General features: G+C 69.2%; 15 protein-coding genes and 1 tRNA gene. 11 read left to right on the top strand and 5 right to left on the bottom strand.

All coding sequences use genetic code 11. The annotated features are described in order from the left end of the window. Positions 1–97: 97 nt before the first annotated feature. From ACSMXX_RS08765 to ACSMXX_RS08750, 4 genes are all read right to left on the bottom strand, one after another. The gene (locus ACSMXX_RS08765; RefSeq protein ID WP_473183463.1) at positions 98–967 is read right to left on the bottom strand and encodes an alpha/beta fold hydrolase; all 870 of its coding nucleotides are present in this window, start codon (positions 965–967) and stop codon (positions 98–100) included. A gap of 85 nt (positions 968–1,052) precedes the next feature. Next, positions 1,053–2,057 (bottom strand): NADP-dependent oxidoreductase, encoded by a 1,005-nt coding sequence (locus tag ACSMXX_RS08760; RefSeq protein ID WP_473183462.1) that lies wholly within the window; start codon positions 2,055–2,057, stop codon positions 1,053–1,055. A gap of 201 nt (positions 2,058–2,258) precedes the next feature. Continuing rightward, the gene (locus ACSMXX_RS08755; protein ID WP_473183461.1) at positions 2,259–3,314 is read right to left on the bottom strand and encodes an aldo/keto reductase; all 1,056 of its coding nucleotides are present in this window, start codon (positions 3,312–3,314) and stop codon (positions 2,259–2,261) included. Positions 3,315–3,372: 58 nt separating this feature from the next. After that, entirely contained in the window at positions 3,373–4,059 is a 687-nt protein-coding gene (locus ACSMXX_RS08750; protein ID WP_473183460.1) for an SDR family oxidoreductase, read from the bottom strand. Between the two features lie 115 nt (positions 4,060–4,174). Here ACSMXX_RS08750 and ACSMXX_RS08745 point away from each other — a divergent pair, with 115 nt between their 5' ends. Further along, complete coding sequence (locus ACSMXX_RS08745) at positions 4,175–4,735, top strand: TetR/AcrR family transcriptional regulator (RefSeq protein ID WP_473183459.1); 561 nt, start codon at positions 4,175–4,177, stop codon at positions 4,733–4,735. 991 nt (positions 4,736–5,726) lie between these two features. Continuing rightward, entirely contained in the window at positions 5,727–6,899 is a 1,173-nt protein-coding gene (locus ACSMXX_RS08740) for a tyrosine-type recombinase/integrase (protein WP_473183458.1), read from the top strand. Positions 6,900–7,191: 292 nt separating this feature from the next. On the opposite strand, the gene ACSMXX_RS08735 is transcribed toward ACSMXX_RS08740, so the two are convergent. Beyond that, positions 7,192–7,263 (bottom strand) — tRNA-Arg (locus ACSMXX_RS08735). Positions 7,264–7,445: 182 nt separating this feature from the next. Here ACSMXX_RS08735 and ACSMXX_RS08730 point away from each other — a divergent pair. The 9 genes from ACSMXX_RS08730 (at position 7,446) to rpmE (ending at position 18,707) form a co-directional block, all read left to right on the top strand. After that, on the top strand, positions 7,446–7,889 hold the full coding sequence (locus ACSMXX_RS08730; protein WP_473184702.1) for a response regulator: 444 nt from the start codon (positions 7,446–7,448) through the stop codon (positions 7,887–7,889). Positions 7,890–8,072: 183 nt separating this feature from the next. Beyond that, positions 8,073–8,960, top strand: coding sequence for a DALR anticodon-binding domain-containing protein (locus ACSMXX_RS08725; protein ID WP_473183457.1), 888 nt, complete (start codon positions 8,073–8,075; stop codon positions 8,958–8,960). Between the two features lie 196 nt (positions 8,961–9,156). After that, positions 9,157–10,548, top strand: a complete 1,392-nt coding sequence (gene lysA / locus ACSMXX_RS08720; protein ID WP_473183456.1) for a diaminopimelate decarboxylase — start codon at positions 9,157–9,159, stop codon at positions 10,546–10,548. A gap of 93 nt (positions 10,549–10,641) precedes the next feature. Next, positions 10,642–11,934 carry a homoserine dehydrogenase gene (locus ACSMXX_RS08715; protein ID WP_473183455.1) on the top strand — a complete coding sequence of 431 codons (1,293 nt, stop codon included), beginning with the start codon at positions 10,642–10,644 and terminating at the stop codon, positions 11,932–11,934. 40 nt (positions 11,935–11,974) lie between these two features. Further along, the gene (gene thrC / locus ACSMXX_RS08710; protein WP_473183454.1) at positions 11,975–13,054 is read left to right on the top strand and encodes a threonine synthase; all 1,080 of its coding nucleotides are present in this window, start codon (positions 11,975–11,977) and stop codon (positions 13,052–13,054) included. A 321-nt stretch (positions 13,055–13,375) separates the two neighbouring features. Then, entirely contained in the window at positions 13,376–14,323 is a 948-nt protein-coding gene (gene thrB, locus ACSMXX_RS08705) for a homoserine kinase (protein ID WP_473183453.1), read from the top strand. A 442-nt stretch (positions 14,324–14,765) separates the two neighbouring features. Further along, entirely contained in the window at positions 14,766–16,817 is a 2,052-nt protein-coding gene (gene rho, locus ACSMXX_RS08700; protein ID WP_473183452.1) for a transcription termination factor Rho, read from the top strand. Positions 16,818–17,199: 382 nt separating this feature from the next. Then, positions 17,200–18,330: an LCP family protein gene (locus ACSMXX_RS08695; RefSeq protein WP_473183451.1), complete on the top strand. Its 1,131-nt coding sequence runs from the start codon at positions 17,200–17,202 to the stop codon at positions 18,328–18,330. Positions 18,331–18,482: 152 nt separating this feature from the next. Further along, positions 18,483–18,707: a 50S ribosomal protein L31 gene (gene rpmE, locus ACSMXX_RS08690; RefSeq protein ID WP_070010905.1), complete on the top strand. Its 225-nt coding sequence runs from the start codon at positions 18,483–18,485 to the stop codon at positions 18,705–18,707. The last annotated feature ends 71 nt before the right edge of the window (positions 18,708–18,778 follow it).

Raw genomic sequence — 18,778 nt, 5'->3', positions numbered from 1 at the left:
GGTCCGCGCCCGCGGCCGCGGTTCCAGCGGCGCGCTCACCGCCCCGAAAAAGGGGCACGCCCCACTGCCGGTATTGGTCGATGAAGGCCCGGTCCGCTCACGATGCGAGGAATTCAAGTACCTGTGAGACGAATTCGTCGTGGTACTGGAAGATCCCTCCGTGTCCGGCGTCGGGGTAGAGGGGTACGAGTTCGCCCTGGGGCAGCCGTGCGGCCAGGTCGAGTGTGTTCTCACTCGGTACCATCCGGTCGCTCTCGCCGTTTGCCACCAACGCCGGATGGTGAATGCGCGACAGGTCTGCCGGCGTCTGGAGGCCCCATCGGCGGATGGCCTTCAACTGGGCACGGAACGACCACAGTGCCATGGCTTTATCGCGGTCGTCTGTGCGCTCCTTCAACCGTTCCAGGAAGGCGCGCCCTGCCCGTCGGCCGCCCTCGGTGTCGGTGAAGAAGAGGAACTGCTTCGGATCCTGGCGGGTCAGGGCTCCTTTCAGCACGGCTCGGATGGTGACCGGCGTGACCTTGTCGATGCCGGGGCCTCCGGCGGGACCCGTGCCCGCGAGGATGAGTTTGCGCACGAGGTGCGGTTCCTCTGCTGCGATGACCTGGGCGATGAAGCCGCCCATAGACAGGCCGAGCCAGTCGGCCTGGTCGAACCCGAGGGCCCGGATGAAGAGCACGGCGTCGTGGGCCATCGCCTCGATGGTGTCGGGCGTGGAGCCGCCTGACGCACCGACTCCGCGGTTGTCGAAGGTGATCACTGGGCGTCGGGCGGCGAGTCCGTCGATCACGCGTGGATCCCAGTTGTCGAGGACAGCGGCCAGGTGGTTGAGGAAGATCAGCGGTACGCCGTCCTTGGGGCCGTGCTGCCTGTAGGCGAAGTCGACGCCGCGTACGGACACTGATCGAGTCGGTGCGCTCTTGTACGACGACGGGGTGGGGGTGGGGGAACTGTGTCGTGCACTCATGACCGGGTCCTAGGGATAGTGAGGGGTGCGGGATCTTCTCGTTGCCCAAGCAGGTCTTCACCGGTTGTCCGGCGAGGGATTGTCCTCACGTCATCGCGACGACGACCTTGCCGGCTTTCGCGCGGCCCGTCTCGACGTACTCCATGGCCTCCCGGGTCTCCTCGAACGGGAAGACACGGTCGAGGACGGGGCGGATCTTCCCGGCGTCGATGAGCGGCGTTAGTTCGCGCAGTTGGTCGCCGCTTGCCTTCATGAACAGGAACGAGTACGTCACGTTGCGATGCTTGGCGCGGCGCCGGATCTTGAAGCTCAGCGCGCTCATCGCCAGCCGGAGGATCGCGTTCGTGCCCAGCTCGCGGGCGAAGGCCGCGTCGGGAGGGCCTGCGAGGCTGATGACCTTCCCGCCGGGCTTGAGTACCCGCAGGGACTTCTCGAGCGTCTGGCCGCCGAGGGTGTCCAGGACGACGTCGTAACCGTCGAGGACCGTCTCGAAAGTCTGCTGCTTGTAGTCGACGGCGACGTCCGCGCCGAGTTCCTTCACCAGGTCGATGTTGGCCGTGCCCGCAGTGGTGGCGACGTGTGCGTCCAGCTGTTTGGCCAGCTGGATGGCGGTGGTGCCGACGCCGCCGGAGCCCGCATGGATGAGGATTTTCTGGCCTGGCCGCACCTGTGCCCGTTCGACCAGCGCCTGCCATGAAGTCAGGGCGACCAGGGGAATGGAGGCGGCCTCCGCCATGGTGAGCTTGGCCGGTTTGATCGCCACGTCGTCCTGGCGGACGGCGATGAGTTCGGCGAACGTGCCGATGCGGTCCTTGTCGGGCCGTGCGTAGACCTCATCGCCCACCGCGAACCGTGTGACGGCCGATCCCACCTGGACGACCACCCCGGCGAGGTCGTTGCCCAGGATGAGCGGGAGTCGGTACGGCAGGATCGCCTTGAATTCCCCGTCGCGGAGCTTGAGGTCGAGCGGGTTGACGCTCGCCGCGTGGATGCGGACCAGGACGTCGTCGGCACCCACCCGCGGGTCGGGCATCTCGCCGGCGCGCACCCCGTCCTTGTCGCCGTACCGCTCGATCACGAAGGCCTTCATCGTCGTCTCCGTTTCTCGTCCGTGCGGGGACGGGTTTCTTGTTCATTCTGGGTTTTCTTCCGTTGCAGGGCACTTTTGTGGCGTTTGTCAGAATGTCCTGGAGCCCAATCTGATGCGGCGGGCGGCCATCACCGCGGCGGCAGCTGACGCAGGCCTCAGGAGCGGCCCCGCTGCCGGTGGCCGGTCGGCGTGCCGGCGGCGTCATGCCACCGGTGCGGCCGGGGGGACGATGCGGCTGGAATCGCCTCCCTGGACGCCGTCGAGGGAGGCGGTGATCTTCTCGTGGGGAGTTCCGAGGGGCACCGTGCTGACTTCGGACAGGCGGGCGAAATGCTCGGGGGCCATCTGGACGTCGAGAGTGCTCAGGTAGCTGTCGAGCTGGGTGAGGTTGCGCGGACCGATGATCGGGATGAGGGAGGTCGCGAACTGGGCGGCACGCTCCCGTACCCAGGCCACCGAAAGCTGGGCAGGCGTCACGCGGATCTCTTCGGCGATGGTCAGAACAGCATCGATGACGGCGGTCTTCTGGTCGGTGTTCTCCGTGTGGATGACCGCGCCCAGGTCACTGAGGCGCCCCTCGGTGCTGCGTCGGTACTTTCCGGTGAGCAGTCCACCACCGAGCGGGGACCACAGGGCGGCGCCGAGCCCGAGGCTCTCGGCCATGGGCAACAGCTCGCGGTCGGCGGTCCGCTCGACGAGGCTGTACTCGTTCTGGATGCCGACGATGGGCGCCCAGTTCTTCAGGTCCGCGAGGGTCACGGCCCGGGAGACACGCCAGGCGGGGAAGTTGGACAGGGCGGCGTGGTGGATCTTGCCGGTACTCACCAGGTCGTCGAGCCCGCGCAGGATCTCTTCGATGGGGGTGAGCTGGTCGGGGAAGTGCACCCAGAGCAGGTCGATGTAGTCGGTGTTCAGGCGCTTCAGGCTGGCCTCCACCGAGGTGACCATGGTCTTGCGGCTGTTGCCCGTCCTGGAGACGCTCGGCTGCGCCGCCGCCCCGAGGGCGAACTTGGTGGCCAGGACGAAGTGGTCCCGGTCGGTGAAGACGAACTTTCCTGTCAGCTCTTCCGACTCGCCGAACTGGTAGGTGTCCGCGGTGTCGAGAAAGGTGCCGCCTGCTTCGGCGAATCGGTCGAAGATGCGGCGCGCCTCGTCCGGCTCGGCGCCGGCTCCCCATCCGGTGCCGAAGTTCGCCGTGCCGAGCGCGTACTCGGACACGCGCAGCCCGGTCCGATGTCCGAAGGTCGTGTAACGCATCAGGTTCGTCCTCACTCCAGGAAATCGATAGCGGGGAGGCCGTGCGGCGAGGCGTGCCTCACGCCGCATTCGGCGAATCAGCCAGGCTCTGCCTGACGTACCGCGTGACCTCGTCGGCGAGGATTTCCGGCAGGCCCGTCTCGATGCCGCGCAGGGCCTGTGCGGCGACATCGGCGGGGTCGGTCTTCTGATCGGCGGGCACGCCGGCGGCCATGTCGGTGTCCATGTATCCGACGTGCAGCGCCGAGACGGTGATGCCGCGGGGCGCCAGTTCCTCGCGCGCCGCGTCGGTCAGCGCCCAGGCCGCGGCCTTGGCCGCGGCATAGGACCCCAGGCCCGCGGGGTGCAGCCAGGACAGGACGGACAGAACGTTGAGTACGCTGCCGCCGCCGTTGCCCTCGATGACAGGGGTGAAAGCCCGCGTCACGGCGAGCAGACCGAAGAAGTTCGTCTCCATCTCCAGGCGCACCGCGTCCAGGCCGCCCGCGATCAGTGGCGTGGCGGTGGAGATGCCCGCGTTGTTCACCAGAAGCGTCGCGTCAGATGCGGTGCGGGCCGCGGCCCGAATCGACTCCTCGTCAGTCACGTCCAGCCGCAGCGGGGTGACCTCCAGCAGGTCCACCGTTTCCGGGCGGCGAGCCGCCGCGTACACCTTCGCTCCGCGCTCCAGAAGCTGAGTGGCCAGATGCCGCCCGAGCCCACGATTGGCGCCGGTGACCACCGCCACCGCGTCCTTCAGTTCCATGCCTGCCTCCCAGCGTTGCCGACGCTGCTGAGCCGTCGCGCAATTTAGATTACGATGGCAATCTAAAGCCTAGCCTAGAATAGATGCCAATCAACATCCAATCGGGAGGTGGCTGATGGGCCGCGTATCGCAGGCGCAAGCGAAGGAGAACCGTCGGCGGATCGTGGAAACCTCCTCCCGGCTGTTCCGGAAGCAGGGCACCCACGTCAGCGTCGCCGACGTCATGAAGGCGTCCGGCCTGACGCACGGCGGCTTCTACAAGCAGTTCGCCTCCAAAGAGGCGCTCATCGACGAAGCCACCGCCCACGCGTTCGACGAACTCACCCGGCTCCGCAACGACGGACTCGAGCAGCACGCCGGACAGCGCGAGGCCGCCCAGCAGGCGCTGATCGACACCTACCTCTCCATCGAGCACCGCGACAGTGCGGCAGACGGATGCCCCGCCGCCGCGCTGGCCACCGACATGGCGCGCGAACCAGGAGATCGCGAGGCCCGCCGCGTCTACACGGAGGGAGTGGGCGACTTCGCTGAGTGGCTCGCTACCGGGGACCAGGACGGCGTCACCCGGCTGTGCACCATGCTCGGCGCACTCGTCCTAGCCCGAGCCACCAAGGGCTCGCCACTCTCCGAGGAGATCCTCACCGCCGCACGCGCAGCACTGACGGCGACCAGCTGATCAAGGGATCAGGGGACACGATGCCGGGCAGCACACAAAACCTGGTTCCCGCGCGAACTTCCTTCGACTCCAGAAGGCGGTGAAAGGACCGGGACTGCGACGCCCCGACTATCGTCGACCTCTACCCACATGCGAAGCACGGCTTCAGCGACAGTGCCCGGCACGGTGAACATGCCAACCTGGAGGCCTGGGAGTCCCGCACCGCGACCATGTGACTTGATAAACGCGGACCCGTCTTCCTTCGGCACTGTTCCAAGCGGACGCCGGATAATCGACGAGCCGCCCGCACCCGCTCGAGAGTGGGTGCGGGCAAGTGGCCCGGCGTCAGCGCCGGAGGTCCAGGCAGAGGGCTGCGACCATGGAGCGTGCGGGCGCGCACGACGGCTGCGTTGCGTCGGCAGCACCAGCCTCGCCGCACCCCCGACTCGCCCCGCCACCGCGGCGTGCGGCCCTTGGGAGCGGAGGGCGACGGCCGGTGCAGCCGAATGGCCGGAGACTCGGTGAGGCGCAGCAGCATGTCGTACAGCAGCACGACTTTGATCCCACATCGGTGACCTCCCAGGGGTCGGCCTCTGCGTGGGGTTCTGCCACCGTCGGCCTGCAGAGCCAGCGGTGGCCGCTGCCGGCCGAGATCTTCTAGTTCCCGTGCATCCCATGCGTGCGGCCTGCCTGCGCAATGAGCTCAGTGTGCACGCGCCTGTGCGGGGCGCGCTGGGGCCGGGAGGCTGATTCGACGGTACGTGAGCTACAGGAGGCCGACATGGACAGACGTGGGGGTTGGAGCAGCAGGCAGGGCTTGGGCGAGGGGGCGGGGCGATGTCACGGCCAGATGCACAGAAGCGGGCATTCGGAGCGGGCCGGCGTTGCGGCGGATTTGGCGGGGGAGTTCGGGGCGGAGCTTGTGCGGGCTTTGCGTGCGGGGCTGGCTCCCGGCCGTGCCGGTGCATACGGTTCGCGCGGGCCGTCGCAGCTGAGTTGGTATGCGTTCGCAGTGAACTACGCACAGGCGCACTGGTTGGGGCGGGCGGCACACACCCGGCGGGAGAACAGCGAGGCTCTGGCGGCCATCACGAGGGCGATGTTGGTCGACCTGCCGGGTCGCCCCGAGGAGTCGCTTCTGCACCGTTCGCTGCAGGGATGGGCATTCGTCGTACCTGGGCCTCAGGAACGCGAAGTCCCCGCACAGGCACGGTTGGTACTGGACTGGGTAGCCAAGGCATCCCGGCCGCTGATCGACCTGCACGACCCGGCCGTGGCCCGCGGCGTGCTTGATGCACTCCGCCGCAAACGCGACGGGACGGCCGCGGCCCGGGAGACCTGGCGGCGTAAACGGAAGGTGCTGGTGAGCGCTTTGTACTACGCCGTCGAACAGGGCGAGTTGGGCAGTCATCCACTCGACAACATCCGGGCCGGAATATCGCGGCAGGTAACCACGGTCGATCCTCGTGTGGTCGTCAACCCTCAGCAGGCGCGAACACTGATCACCGCCGTCTCCTACGTCGGCACCCATCACCGGGCGCGCGGGCGGCGGCTCGTCGGCTTCTTCGCCGGCATGTACTACGCCGGACTGCGTCCGGAAGAGGCAGCCGGGGTGGTAGTGACCGACTGCGTGCTGCCCACCGGCGGTTGGGGCCGGCTGGTCGTCAACCGCGCCCTGCCGCAGGTGGGCAAGAAGTGGACTGACAACGGGCGCCGCCACGACGAACGTGGGCTGAAGAACCGCCCGGCAGGTGAGACCAGGGTCGTGCCCCTTCCTCCGCACCTCGTCGCCCTGTGGCGCGAGAGCATCAACACCTTCGGGGTCGCTGAGGACGGCCGCCTGTTCTTCACCGAGCGCGGGGACATCATCGGCTCCACCTCGTACTACAGAGTCTGGAGCGAAGCCCGAACGCTCGCACTGCCGCCGCAACTCGTGGCGTCCCCGCTCGCCGCGAAGCCTTACGATCTGCGGCACTCGGCCCTGTCCACCTGGCTGTGTTCAGGAGCAGACCCGGCTGAGGTGGCGCAGCGCGCCGGCAACAGCATCGACGTTCTCCTCTCGCGCTACGCGAAGTGCCTGTATGACCGGCAATCCATCACCAACCAGCGCATCGAGCACCTCCTGCGTGCCTACGATCCGCCTTCTGCGGACGACGAAACAGCTGCTGATTCGCCTGAGCAGTGACCCGTCAGACCGTGCGCGTTTTCCGCGGAGCTGAAGAAAATGCGCTGGTCAAGCCGCTGATGGCTTTCTTGGCGCAGCTGAACGTAATCCTCGCGACTGGCGGAGCAGTGACTGCTTCATGCTGGCGCCATCAAGCGCGCTGAGCTGGAAGGATGCCGCAGCACACCTCGCCGTCGGCCCGCACCATGCGGTAGTCGGAAAAAGAGAAACGGTCCAAGAACCGTTTGCCTTTTGGCATGAACACGAAAAATCCTGACCCGCATTTCTGCTGGTCAGGACCCTTGATTGGAAGTACCCCCGGCAGGATTCGAACCTGCGCACACGGCTCCGGAGGCCGTTGCTCTATCCCCTGAGCTACGGGGGCTCGTCGCGCTGTGAGCGGCGACAAGAGGAACAGTACCAGCTCGGTGGTGCTGCACCGGAACCCCGTTTCCCGGGCCCGGAGTTACCGGCGAGGGTCGCCTCAGGCCGCGCTCCGCAGGGGTGGAAAAGGGCAAAAGCCGGACGCCGGGGGAGGGGTGAGCCTAGGCTCTGTGTGTGCCAGGTATGTCCGGCCGGGTTCTTGTCGTGGACGACGACAAGGTCATCCGGCAGCTGATCAAGGTCAATCTCGAGCTGGAAGGTTTCGAGGTGGTGACCGCTGCCGACGGTGTCGAGTGCCTCGACATCGTGCAGGGTGTCCGGCCGGATCTCGTCACGCTGGACGTCGCCATGCCCCGCCTCGACGGGCTGCGGACGGCCGAGCGGTTGCGCTCCGACCCCCGTACGCGCCACATCCCGGTCGCGATCGTCAGCGGCCACACGAAGATCGACGGTGAGGGCGGCGAGGAGCCCCCCGTCGACGCCCTGCTGGCGAAGCCCTTCGAACCGTCCGAACTGGTTGCGATGGTGCGGCAGTTGACCGGACGGGCAGAGGGCGGCGAGTCACGGCGCGGCGATGCGGACGAAGCGGACGAACAGGAGCCGGCCGGTTGGCCGGCCGGCCGCTGAACCTCTGCCCGCGCTCCCCGCCCCGCTCGAACACGCCCCACGCCCGACGTCCCACGCCCCTCGGTACCGCCGTCACCAGCGGTGACGGACGCACATCGCTCGCGCCCCCCGATGCGGCACCGCGCCCGCCCGGAGCGGAATCCGGTTCGCGCCGACCCACCCCCTCTCCCATACGCTTGCCCTGTGACACCCGCCCAGCTCTCCCGCACCGTGCTGCACGTAGTACGCCGTGCCGCGGCGGAAGGTGAGCTGGGAGCGGTACGGGGAAGCAGCGATCTGCCACAGCGGGTGACGGTCGAGTCGCCACCGCGGCGTGGGCCCGGTGACTACGCGGTGAGTGTGGCCTTCCGGCTCGCCGGTCCGTCGGGCATGGCGCCGTACGACGTGGCGCGGGTGCTGCTGGCCAGGCTCGCGCGGCAGGACGGAATCCGCACGGCGGAGATCGCCGGAGGCGGCTTCCTGAACGTCACCCTCGACGACCGTGCGAGGGCCGAGCTCGTGGCGGAGCTGACCCGGACGTCCAGCTCCAGCTCCGCCTCCGGCCTTGGTGACCCCGCGGCCGGTTCCGCCCTCGGCACCCCCGCCCCCGACGCCCCCGCCGCCGACATCGCGCACTGGACCGCAGCCACCGGCGATGCCCCGGCCGCGCTCGCCGTACGTACGTCGCAGTCGAGCCCTCTCTTCCGCGTGCAGTACGCACACGCACGAGCGTGCGCTCTGTCGCGTAACGCCCGTGACCTGGGGTTCCGCGGTGAACCGCACGCCTACGCGGATGCCGGACAAGAACCGGCGGCCCGTTCCGTCTACGGCACCGGCGGCGCGGCCCTGCTCGCGCTGCTCGCGGATCACCGGCGGGTCAGCGAGCAGTCCGATCCGGCCCGCCACGCACGCCATCTCGTCGCGGTCGGTGACGCCTTCTTCGACTTCCACGACCAGTGCCCGCCCCTGCCCAGCGGCGACGAGAAACCCGGGGCCGCCCACCGCGCCCGGCTGGCTCTCGTCGAAGCCACCGGGACGGTGCTGGCAGGCGGCCTGACCCAGCTCGGCGTAAGCGCGCCCGCGCATCTGTGAGACCGGAGCGAGCCCCCGAGTCCATGCCCTCCGTGACGTCCCAGAACCTCCGAGACACCCCAGCGTCTTTCGAGAAACCCCAGAGCCCTCCGACACACATCCCAGACTTCGTACACCCGCAAAGGACCACGATCAGCGTGAACACGTACACGGCTGTGAGGACGACGAACCTCCCCGGTGAGAGCGAGGCCACCGCATGAGCCGCTCCGCGCACCCCGCAGGCCCCCGGCACGCCGACGTGCTGCCCGAGGGCCACTACACCGCACCCCCCGCCGACCTCAACGCGCTCGACCCCCGCGTCTGGCCGAAGACCGCCGGCCGCACACCGGCCGGCTCGGTCACCGTCGGCGGCCTCGACGTCAGGGATCTCGCCGAGGAGTTCGGCACCCCTCTCTACGTCCTCGACGAGGCCGACTTCCGTGCCCGCTGCCAGGCTTGGCGGGACGCCTTCGGCCCGGACGCCGACGTCTTCTACGCGGGCAAGGCCTTCCTCTCCCGCGCCGTCGTGCGCTGGCTGACGGAAGAGGGGCTCAATCTCGACGTCTGCTCCGGCGGTGAACTGTCCGTCGCCCTGGCCGCCGGCATGCCCCCCGAACGGATCGCGCTGCACGGCAACAACAAGTCGTCGGCCGAGATCCAGCAGGCCGTCGAGGCGGGCGTCGGGCGGATCGTGCTGGACTCCTTCCAGGAGATCGCCCGCGTCGCGCACATCGCCGACCGGCTCGGCAGGCGCCAGCCCGTCCAGATCCGCGTCACGGTCGGCGTCGAGGCACACACGCACGAGTTCATCGCGACGGCGCACGAGGACCAGAAGTTCGGCCTCGCCCTCGCCGAGGGTCAGGCCGCCGAGGCCGTACGGCGCGTACTGAAGCTGGACAGCCTCCAACTGGTCGGCATCCACTCCCACATCGGCTCGCAGATCTTCGACACCTCGGGCTTCGAGGTCGCCGCGCACCGCGTCGTCGGGCTGCTCACCGACATCCGCGACGAACACGGCCTGGAGCTGCCCGAGATCGACCTCGGCGGCGGCCTCGGAATCGCCTACACGCCCGAGGACGACCCGAGCGAGCCGCACGACATCGCCGCCTCGCTCCGGGAGATCGTCGGCCGCGAGTGCCGCGGCGCCGGTCTGGCCGTGCCGCGCCTTTCCGTCGAGCCGGGCCGTGCGGTGGTCGGGCCCTCGGCCTGCACGGTGTACGAGACGGGCACGGTCAAGGAGCTGCCGGGCCTGCGTACGTACGTGAGCGTGGACGGCGGCATGTCGGACAACGTCCGCACGGCGCTCTACGACGCGGAGTACAGCGTCTCGCTGGCCTCGCGGACCTCGACCGCCGAGCCCATGCTCTCCAGGGTCGTCGGCAAGCACTGCGAGAGCGGCGACATCGTCGTACGGGACGCGTTCCTGCCGGCCGACCTGGCCCCGGGCGACCTGCTGGCCGTGCCGGCGACCGGCGCGTACTGCAGGTCGATGGCGAACAACTACAACCACGCGCTGCGGCCGCCGGTCGTCGCGGTGAGGGACGGGGAGGCGCGGGTGATCGTCCGACGGGAGACGGAGGAGGATCTCCTGCGACTGGATGTCGGTTAGCGAGACATTCGTCCCACATGTTGGAACGAGCGTGGAATCTCCGTACCCGTACGTGAGACTGACAGCACAGGAAATGACGAGAGGCGAGGTCGGATGATGCGTACGCGTCCGCTGAAGGTGGCGCTGCTGGGCTGTGGGGTCGTCGGCTCAGAGGTGGCACGCATCATGACGACGCACGCGGACGATCTCGCCGCCCGCATCGGCGCCCCCGTGGAGCTCGCCGGCGTCGCCGTGCGCCGCCCCGACCGCGTACGCGAGGGCGTCGACCCGGCGCTGGTGACCACGGACGCTGCGGCGCTCGCCCGGCGCGAGGACATCGACGTCGTCGTCGAGGTCATCGGCGGTGTCGAACCGGCCCGCAGGCTCATCACCTCCGCCTTCGAGCACGGAGCGAGCGTCGTGACCGCGAACAAGGCCCTGCTCGCCGAGGACGGCCCCTCCCTCCACGAGGCCGCGGAGAAACACGGCAACGACCTCTACTACGAGGCGGCGGTCGCCGCGGCCATCCCGCTGGTACGGCCGCTGCGCGAGTCCCTGGCCGGCGACAAGGTCAACCGCGTCCTCGGCATCGTCAACGGCACCACGAACTTCATCCTCGACCGGATGGACTCCACCGGCGCCGGATACGGCGAGGCCCTGGACGAGGCAACCGCGCTCGGCTACGCGGAGGCCGACCCCACCGCCGACGTCGAGGGCTTCGACGCCGCAGCAAAGGCCGCCATCCTCGCCGGAATCGCCTTCCACACCCGCGTCCGTCTCGACGACGTGCACCGCGAGGGCCTCACCGAGATCACCGCGGCGGACATCGCCTCGGCGAAGCGCATGGGCTGCACGGTCAAGCTGCTCGCCATCTGCGAACGGGCGGCCGACGGCCGCTCGGTGACCGCGCGCGTGCATCCCGCGATGATCCCGCTGAGCCATCCGCTCGCAGGCGTCCGCGAGGCCTACAACGCGGTGTTCGTGGAGTCGGACGCCGCGGGCCAGCTGATGTTCTACGGGCCGGGCGCGGGCGGCGCACCCACGGCCTCCGCCGTGCTGGGCGACCTGGTGGCCGCCTGCCGGAACAAGCTCAACGGGTCGAGGGGCCCCGGCGAATCGGCGTACGCGCAGCTGCCGGTCTCGCCGATGGGCGAGGTCGTCACGCGCTACCACATCAGCCTCGACGTCGCCGACAAACCCGGCGTCCTCGCGCAGGTCGCCACCACTTTCGCGGAGCACGGCGTCTCCATCGACACCGTGCGCCAGCAGGGCAAGGACGGCGACGCCTGGCTCGTGGTCGTCACGCACAGCGCGCCCGACGCGTCGCTGAGCGCGACCGTCGAGGCGCTGCGCGGGCTCGACACCGTGCGCGGCGTCGCCAGCATCATGCGGGTCGAGGGCGAATGAACGGGACCCGGATACAGGGGAATCGAGGACAGTGACCACCATGGAAACCGCAGCACCCGCCACCTCCCGCCAGTGGCGCGGCGTCATCGAGGAGTACCGCGACCGGCTGCCCGTTGGTCCGCAGACGGCCCCCGTCACACTGCGCGAGGGCGGCACGCCGCTCGTACCGGCGCAGCTGCTCTCCGAACTCACAGGCTGCGACGTCCACTTGAAGGTCGAGGGCGCAAACCCGACCGGTTCCTTCAAGGACCGCGGCATGACGATGGCGATCACGCGGGCCAAGGAGGAGGGCGCGCAGGCCGTCATCTGCGCCTCCACGGGCAACACTTCGGCCTCCGCGGCCGCCTATGCCGTACGTGCGGGCATGGTCTGCGCCGTCCTGGTGCCGCAGGGAAAGATCGCGCTGGGCAAGATGGGCCAGGCGCTCGTGCACGGCGCCAAGATCCTCCAGGTGGACGGCAATTTCGACGACTGCCTCACCCTCGCCCGCGGTCTGTCGGAGAAGTACCCGGTGGCGCTGGTCAATTCGGTCAACCCCGACCGTCTCGAAGGCCAGAAGACGGCCGCTTTCGAGATCGTCGACATGCTCGGGGACGCCCCCGACGTGCACGTCCTGCCGGTCGGCAACGCGGGGAACATCACTGCGTACTGGCGGGGTTACAGCGAGTACCTCGCGGACGGTCCCGCCACGGGTGCGCCGCGCATGTGGGGTTACCAGGCATCCGGTGCCGCGCCCATCGTGCGCGGGGAGCCCGTGAAGGACCCGAGCACGATCGCCACCGCCATCCGGATCGGCAACCCGGCTTCCTGGAAGCTCGCGGAGCGCGCGCGTGACGAGTCGGGCGGTTTCATCGACTCTGTGACGGACCGTCAGATCCTGCGTGCCTACAAGCTGTTGTCGTCCCGCGAGGGCGTCTTCGTCGAGCCGGCCTCCTCGGCGTCGGTCGCCGGCCTGCTCCAGGCAGCCGAGCAGGGCAGGCTGGAGCCCGGGCAGCGCGTGGTGTGCACGGTCACCGGCAACGGGCTCAAGGACCCCGACTGGGCGGTCGCGGGCGCCCCGCAACCCGTGACGGTGCCGATCGACGCGGACGCCGCGGCGGAACGTCTGGGCCTGGCCTGACGGTTCGCCCGCGCCGGCAGCGGGAAGTCTTCCGGTGGCCGGCGCGGCAGCCGGCACGGGGACAGGTGGCAAGGGAGCGCGGAACCGCTTGCGACACGCATCGTGCGCCTCCCGTGCGCCCTGTGTCGCCACTGAACCTTCCTTCGATAGGCTTGCGTTCATCCCCACTCCCCGTACGTACTCCGGGGCATCCCCTCGTCCTGTCCGGGAGGCCCCACCTGGTCCGCCGGGCCCGGAACGCACAGGGTCCGTGACCCTTCCGGCGCCCTCGCCGCGGTCCATGGGAAATCGCGTCAACAATCCAAGGAGAGTCATCGGGAGATGGCCGGTCCCGCGTTCCGCGCCGCAGCTGTCCGCGTGCGCGTTCCCGCCACCAGCGCCAACCTCGGCCCCGGCTACGACGCCCTGGGCCTGGCGCTCGGTCTCTACGACGACGTGGTCGTCCGGGTCGCCGACTCCGGTCTGCACGTCGACATCGCGGGGGAAGGTGCCGAGACCCTGTCGCGAGACGAGGACCACCTGCTCGTGCGCTCTCTGCGTACGGCTTTCGATCTGCTCGGCGGCCAGCCGCGCGGCCTGGAGGTCGTCTGCGCCAACCGGATCCCGCACGGGCGCGGCCTCGGCTCGTCCTCCGCGGCCATCTGCGCGGGGATCGTGGCCGCACGTGCCGTCACCACCGGCGGTGAGGCCAAGCTCCACGACGCGGCGATGCTGGAGCTGGCCACCGAGATCGAGGGTCACCCGGACAACGTGGCGGCCTGTCTGATGGGCGGCTTCACGCTGGCCTGGATGGACGCGGGAGCCGCCCGGGCGATCAGGATGGAGCCCGCGGAATCCGTCGTGCCGGTGGTCTTCGTACCCGCGAGGCCGTTGCCGACGGAGACGGCGCGGGGGCTGTTGCCCCGTCATGTCCCGCACGTGGACGCGGCGTTCAACACAGGGCGTGCCGCGCTGCTCGTCGAGGCGCTGACCAGGCGTCCCGATCTGCTGCTGCCCGCGACGGAGGACCGGCTCCATCAGGAGTACCGCGCTCCGGCGATGAAGGAAAGCGTGGAATTGGTGAACCGGTTGCGGGCGGACGGCGTCCCAGCTGTTGTCTCGGGTGCGGGCCCGACGGTGCTCGCGCTGCCCGAGGGCCACGGCGCCGGCGACAAGGTGGCTCAGCTCGCCGGCGAGCAGTGGACGGCGAACAGGCTGAGCCTCGACACCGCGGGAGCCAGCGTCCTGCCCCTGAAGGCGGACGGTGCGGACCGGGGCGCATCTCAGTGACGCAGTGCCGGTGTACGGCCCGGCAGAGCCGGCGAAGGCCTTGGAGAAGCCGATGATCCAGGAGAGGGGGAATGTTTGTTGGGTCCGGTAGTGTTAACCTCAAGTCAGTGCTCGCAGTCTCGTGATCCACACGTGAAACTCTGTGGTGGCCCGTAGAGTGCAGTGCTTGAGTGATCCCCAAGGGCAGAGGCCCAGGATCGCCTCTTCCTCCAGGAGCCTCCCACGCTGCGTCGTTCTGCGTCGCAGTCCCGAGCACGCTCCGGAGCAGGCATGCAGGACGCACATTCTCCTTGCACGCCGAACCATGAATTGATCTCCCCGCCACACATCCAGGCGGGAACCACCGTTTCGGCCAGGTCCGCGCGCACAGGACCAATCGCCGGACAGCACGACCGGTCGCCGAGCCAGACAGGCCGACGTCCGCTCCAGGGAAGGACCCTTTGTGAGCGACACCACCGATCTGATGGGCGTGAACGCCGCTCCCCCTGAGTCCGATGGCTCAGGCGGCACCTCCTCCGGGAGCGCCGCTGCGGAGAAAGCCGACGCGCCTGCCACGGACGCTGCTGCCGCGCCTGCCTCCGGTGCTGCGCCCAAGCGCCGGCGCACCGGCACCGGGCTTGAGGGCATGGTGCTCGCCGAGCTTCAGCAAGTTGCCTCCGGTCTCGGCATCAAGGGCACCGCGCGTATGCGCAAGAGCCAGCTGATCGAAACCATCAAGGAGCGGCAGGCGGGCGGGGGTTCGTCCGCCGGCGCCGACGCTCCCGCCGCGCGCGGCAAGGACGCGGACGCCGCCGAGGGCGACGACCAGTCGGGCAGGCCCAAGCGCCGCGCCACGTCCCGGGCGCGCACCGGTGAGACCGGCGGGGACGGGGAGGACTCGGCCCAGATCGACATTCCGGGCCAGCCCGCGAGCGAGGGGAAGGCCGAAGGCGACCGCCGCGGCCGCCGCGAGCGTGGCGAGGGCGGCGGCAAGGCGGAAGCCTCCGCCGACACCGCCGAGGGCAAGGCCGACGGCCGCGGCGACGGCGGCCAGCAGCACAAGGGCGACGGCGGCGGCCGTGGCGACGGATCCCGCGGTGACCGCGGCGACGGCGGTGGCCGCCAGCAGCAGGACCGCCCCTCCAAGCGCGACCGCCAGCGCGGCCGCGGCGGCAAGGGCGGCGACGGCGGCGGCCAGAACCAGAGCGGTCAGAACCAGGGCGGTCAGAACCAGAACCAGGGCGGAAACCGCCGGGACGGCCGTGACGACGACGACTTCGACGGCGGCCGGCGTGGTCGGCGGGGTCGTTATCGGGATCGGCGTGGGCGTCGTGGTGGGCGTGAGGATGCCGAGCCGCAGATCGCTGAGGATGATGTGCTGATTCCGGTGGCGGGGATCTTGGACATCCTGGACAACTATGCGTTCGTGCGGACGTCGGGGTATCTGCCGGGTCCGAATGATGTGTATGTGTCGTTGGCGCAGGTGCGGAAGAACGGTCTGCGCAAGGGTGATCACGTCACCGGTGCGGTGCGGCAGCCGCGTGAGGGGGAGCGGCGGGAGAAGTTCAATGCTTTGGTGCGGCTGGATTCGGTCAACGGCACTTCGCCGGAGGGTGGCCGGTCGCGGTCGGAGTTCAACAAGCTGACGCCGTTGTATCCGCAGGAGCGGCTGCGGCTGGAGACGGAGCCGAATCAGCTCACGTCGCGGATCATCGATCTGGTCTCGCCGATCGGCAAGGGGCAGCGGGGGTTGATCGTGGCGCCGCCGAAGGCGGGCAAGACGATGGTGCTGCAGTCGATCGCGAATTCGATCACGGTGAACAATCCGGAGTGCCATCTGATGGTGGTGCTGGTCGATGAGCGGCCGGAAGAGGTCACCGACATGCAGCGGTCGGTGAAGGGTGAGGTGATCTCCTCGACCTTCGACCGTCCCGCGGAGGATCACACCACGATCGCTGAGCTGGCGATCGAGCGGGCCAAGCGTCTGGTGGAGCTGGGTCACGATGTGGTGGTGCTGCTGGACAACATCACCCGGCTGGGGCGGGCCTACAACCTCTCGGCCCCGGCTTCGGGGCGGATCCTGTCCGGTGGTGTGGATTCCACGGCGCTGTATCCGCCGAAGAAGTTCTTCGGTGCGGCGCGGAACATCGAGGACGGCGGTTCGCTGACGATCCTGGCCGCCGCTTTGGTGGAGACCGGCTCCCGCATGGACGAGGTGATCTTCGAGGAGTTCAAGGGCACCGGCAACATGGAGCTGAAGCTGGACCGGAAGCTGTCGGAGAAGCGGATCTTCCCCGCGGTCGACGTGGACGCCTCCGGCACCCGCAAGGAAGAGATCCTCATGGCGGGCGACGAACTCCAGATCATCTGGAAACTCCGCCGGGTCCTGCACGCCCTGGACCAGCAGCAGGCCATCGAACTGCTCCTGGACAAGATGAAGCAGACCAAGTCCAACACCGAATTCCTGCTCCAGATCCAGAAGACCACCCCGACCCCGGGCAACGGCAGCGACTGACGGCAGTACGGGCCGTGCCCCCAGAGGCGCGGCAGTGAGGGCCGCCCCGCCACATGTGGTGGGGCGGCCCTCACTCCATGTGATGACAGTTGAGAGCTTGCGCACAGCCGCCGCGGCACCCCCGGCTCCTCCCGGCCCTCTCACGGAAGTGCATCGGTCCAGGTCGAGGGGCGAAACGCCCCTGTCGTCCCAAACCCGCGCCACTCTCCACGGGCGGGGCATCACCGTCACGCCGTGTGCAACCCTTCCGGATGGCGTGACTTACGGAGCATGCGCCCATCGCCGCGGAGATGCGCGGCCGTCGGGGCATGTGTTCTCGTACGCACGCCGTACGTACGAGAAGTGACGGCGGAGCCGCAGGGCAGGACTGAGGTGGGCGACGATGGCGGACGACAGCACGGTGGGGCCGGACGCGGCGGCTCCGGGCCGCTCCCGCAGCGCCCTCCGCGCCACCGGCCGCCGTCGCAGGCCCCACACGCGCCGGCGGCGGATCCTCAAGGCCGCCGCCTGGACGGCCGCCGGCGCGGTGATCCTCGGCGGCACGGGCCTCGGCTTCGCCTACTTCAAGCTCAACGGCAACATCTCCGGCGTGGACATCGACGCCAAGCTCGGCAAGCACAGGCCGGGCGACACCCCCGACGGCTCGATGGACATCCTCGTCCTGGGCTCCGACAGCCGCTCCGGCACGAACGGCAAGTACGGCAACGGCCAGCCCGGCGCCCGCTCCGACACCGCGATGGTCGTGCACGTCAACAAGGAGCACGACAAGGCGAGCGTCGTCTCGATACCGCGCGACACCGTCGTCGAGCGCCCCAGCTGCGCCAAGGACGACGGGAGCGGCACCGCGCCGCGGCAGCGGGCGATGTTCAACTCCGCGTACGAGACGGGCGGTCCGGCCTGCGCCGTGAAGACCGTGGAGTCGATGTCCGGCGTACGCATGGACCACTTCGCGGAGGTCGACTTCTCCGGCTTCAAGAAGCTGATCGACGACCTCGGGGGCGTCGAGGTCACCACCAGGAAGCCGATCAAGGACCCGGACAGCCACCTCGACCTGGCGCCCGGCCCGCACAAGCTCAGCGGCGAGCAGTCCCTCGGCCTCGTACGCACGCGCCACGGTGTCGGCGACGGCAGCGACCTGGGCCGAATCCAGCTCCAGCAGGCGTTCGTGAAGGCGCTGATGGAGCAGGTCAAGAGCGTCGGTGTGTTCAGCAGCCCGAAGAAGCTGTACGAGCTCGCGGACAGCGCCACCTCCGCCGTCACCACGGACTCCGAGCTCGACTCGGTCGGCGACCTGGCGGGCCTGGCGGGCATGCTCAAGGGCGTCAAGTCCGACGACATCAAGATGTCCACGCTGCCCGTGACCTACGACCCCCGGGACCCCAACCGCGTAGTGCCGATGGAGTCCAAGGCGGCGAAGATGTGGTCCGCGATCAAGCGGGACGCCGCCATACCGAAGTCCGCGGAGAAGGGCTCGGCGAGCGAGCGCACGGACATCGGCCGCGTGGTCGGCTGACGGCCGCCACGCGCCCCTCAGCGGGAATATCCGGCGCCCGCCCCCGGTTTTGGGTGGTACGGCCAGTGATGGCAGACTGGACCGTCGGCCCCGGTTCACGGTGGACAAACCCGTCCTCCGACCCGGTGCCCTCCCGGAAATAGGAGAATCCCTTGAAGCGCGACATCCACCCCGAGTACGTGGAGACCCAGGTGAGCTGCACCTGCGGCAACTCCTTCACGACTCGCAGCACCGTGAGCGGCGGCCAGATCCGCGCCGACATCTGCTCCGCGTGCCACCCCTTCTACACCGGCAAGCAGAAGATCCTCGACACCGGTGGCCGCGTGGCCCGGTTCGAGGCCCGCTTCGGCAAGGGCGCCGGTTCCGCCAAGAAGTAGCACCACTCGAGCGCCGGTCTCCTCGGCACGTCCCGCAGGGCGTGAGGGGCCGGCGCTCTTTCGCGCTGCCT

Source organism: Streptomyces sp. DSM 116795 (assembly GCF_055792905.1).
Note: the sequence above shows the minus strand (reverse complement) of the source record. Positions and strands in the feature narration are given on the sequence as shown.

Coding starts and splice junctions, on each gene's coding strand:
- ACSMXX_RS08750 (WP_473183460.1), bottom strand. CDS start 4,059: ATGGAACTGAAGGACGCGGTGGCGGTGGTCACCGGCGCCAATCGTGGG.
- ACSMXX_RS08695 (WP_473183451.1), top strand. CDS start 17,200: ATGGCGGACGACAGCACGGTGGGGCCGGACGCGGCGGCTCCGGGCCGC.
- ACSMXX_RS08755 (WP_473183461.1), bottom strand. CDS start 3,314: ATGCGTTACACGACCTTCGGACATCGGACCGGGCTGCGCGTGTCCGAG.
- lysA (WP_473183456.1), top strand. CDS start 9,157: ATGAGCCGCTCCGCGCACCCCGCAGGCCCCCGGCACGCCGACGTGCTG.
- thrC (WP_473183454.1), top strand. CDS start 11,975: ATGGAAACCGCAGCACCCGCCACCTCCCGCCAGTGGCGCGGCGTCATC.
- ACSMXX_RS08730 (WP_473184702.1), top strand. CDS start 7,446: ATGTCCGGCCGGGTTCTTGTCGTGGACGACGACAAGGTCATCCGGCAG.
- ACSMXX_RS08760 (WP_473183462.1), bottom strand. CDS start 2,057: ATGAAGGCCTTCGTGATCGAGCGGTACGGCGACAAGGACGGGGTGCGC.
- thrB (WP_473183453.1), top strand. CDS start 13,376: ATGGCCGGTCCCGCGTTCCGCGCCGCAGCTGTCCGCGTGCGCGTTCCC.
- ACSMXX_RS08765 (WP_473183463.1), bottom strand. CDS start 967: ATGAGTGCACGACACAGTTCCCCCACCCCCACCCCGTCGTCGTACAAG.
- ACSMXX_RS08715 (WP_473183455.1), top strand. CDS start 10,642: ATGATGCGTACGCGTCCGCTGAAGGTGGCGCTGCTGGGCTGTGGGGTC.
- ACSMXX_RS08745 (WP_473183459.1), top strand. CDS start 4,175: ATGGGCCGCGTATCGCAGGCGCAAGCGAAGGAGAACCGTCGGCGGATC.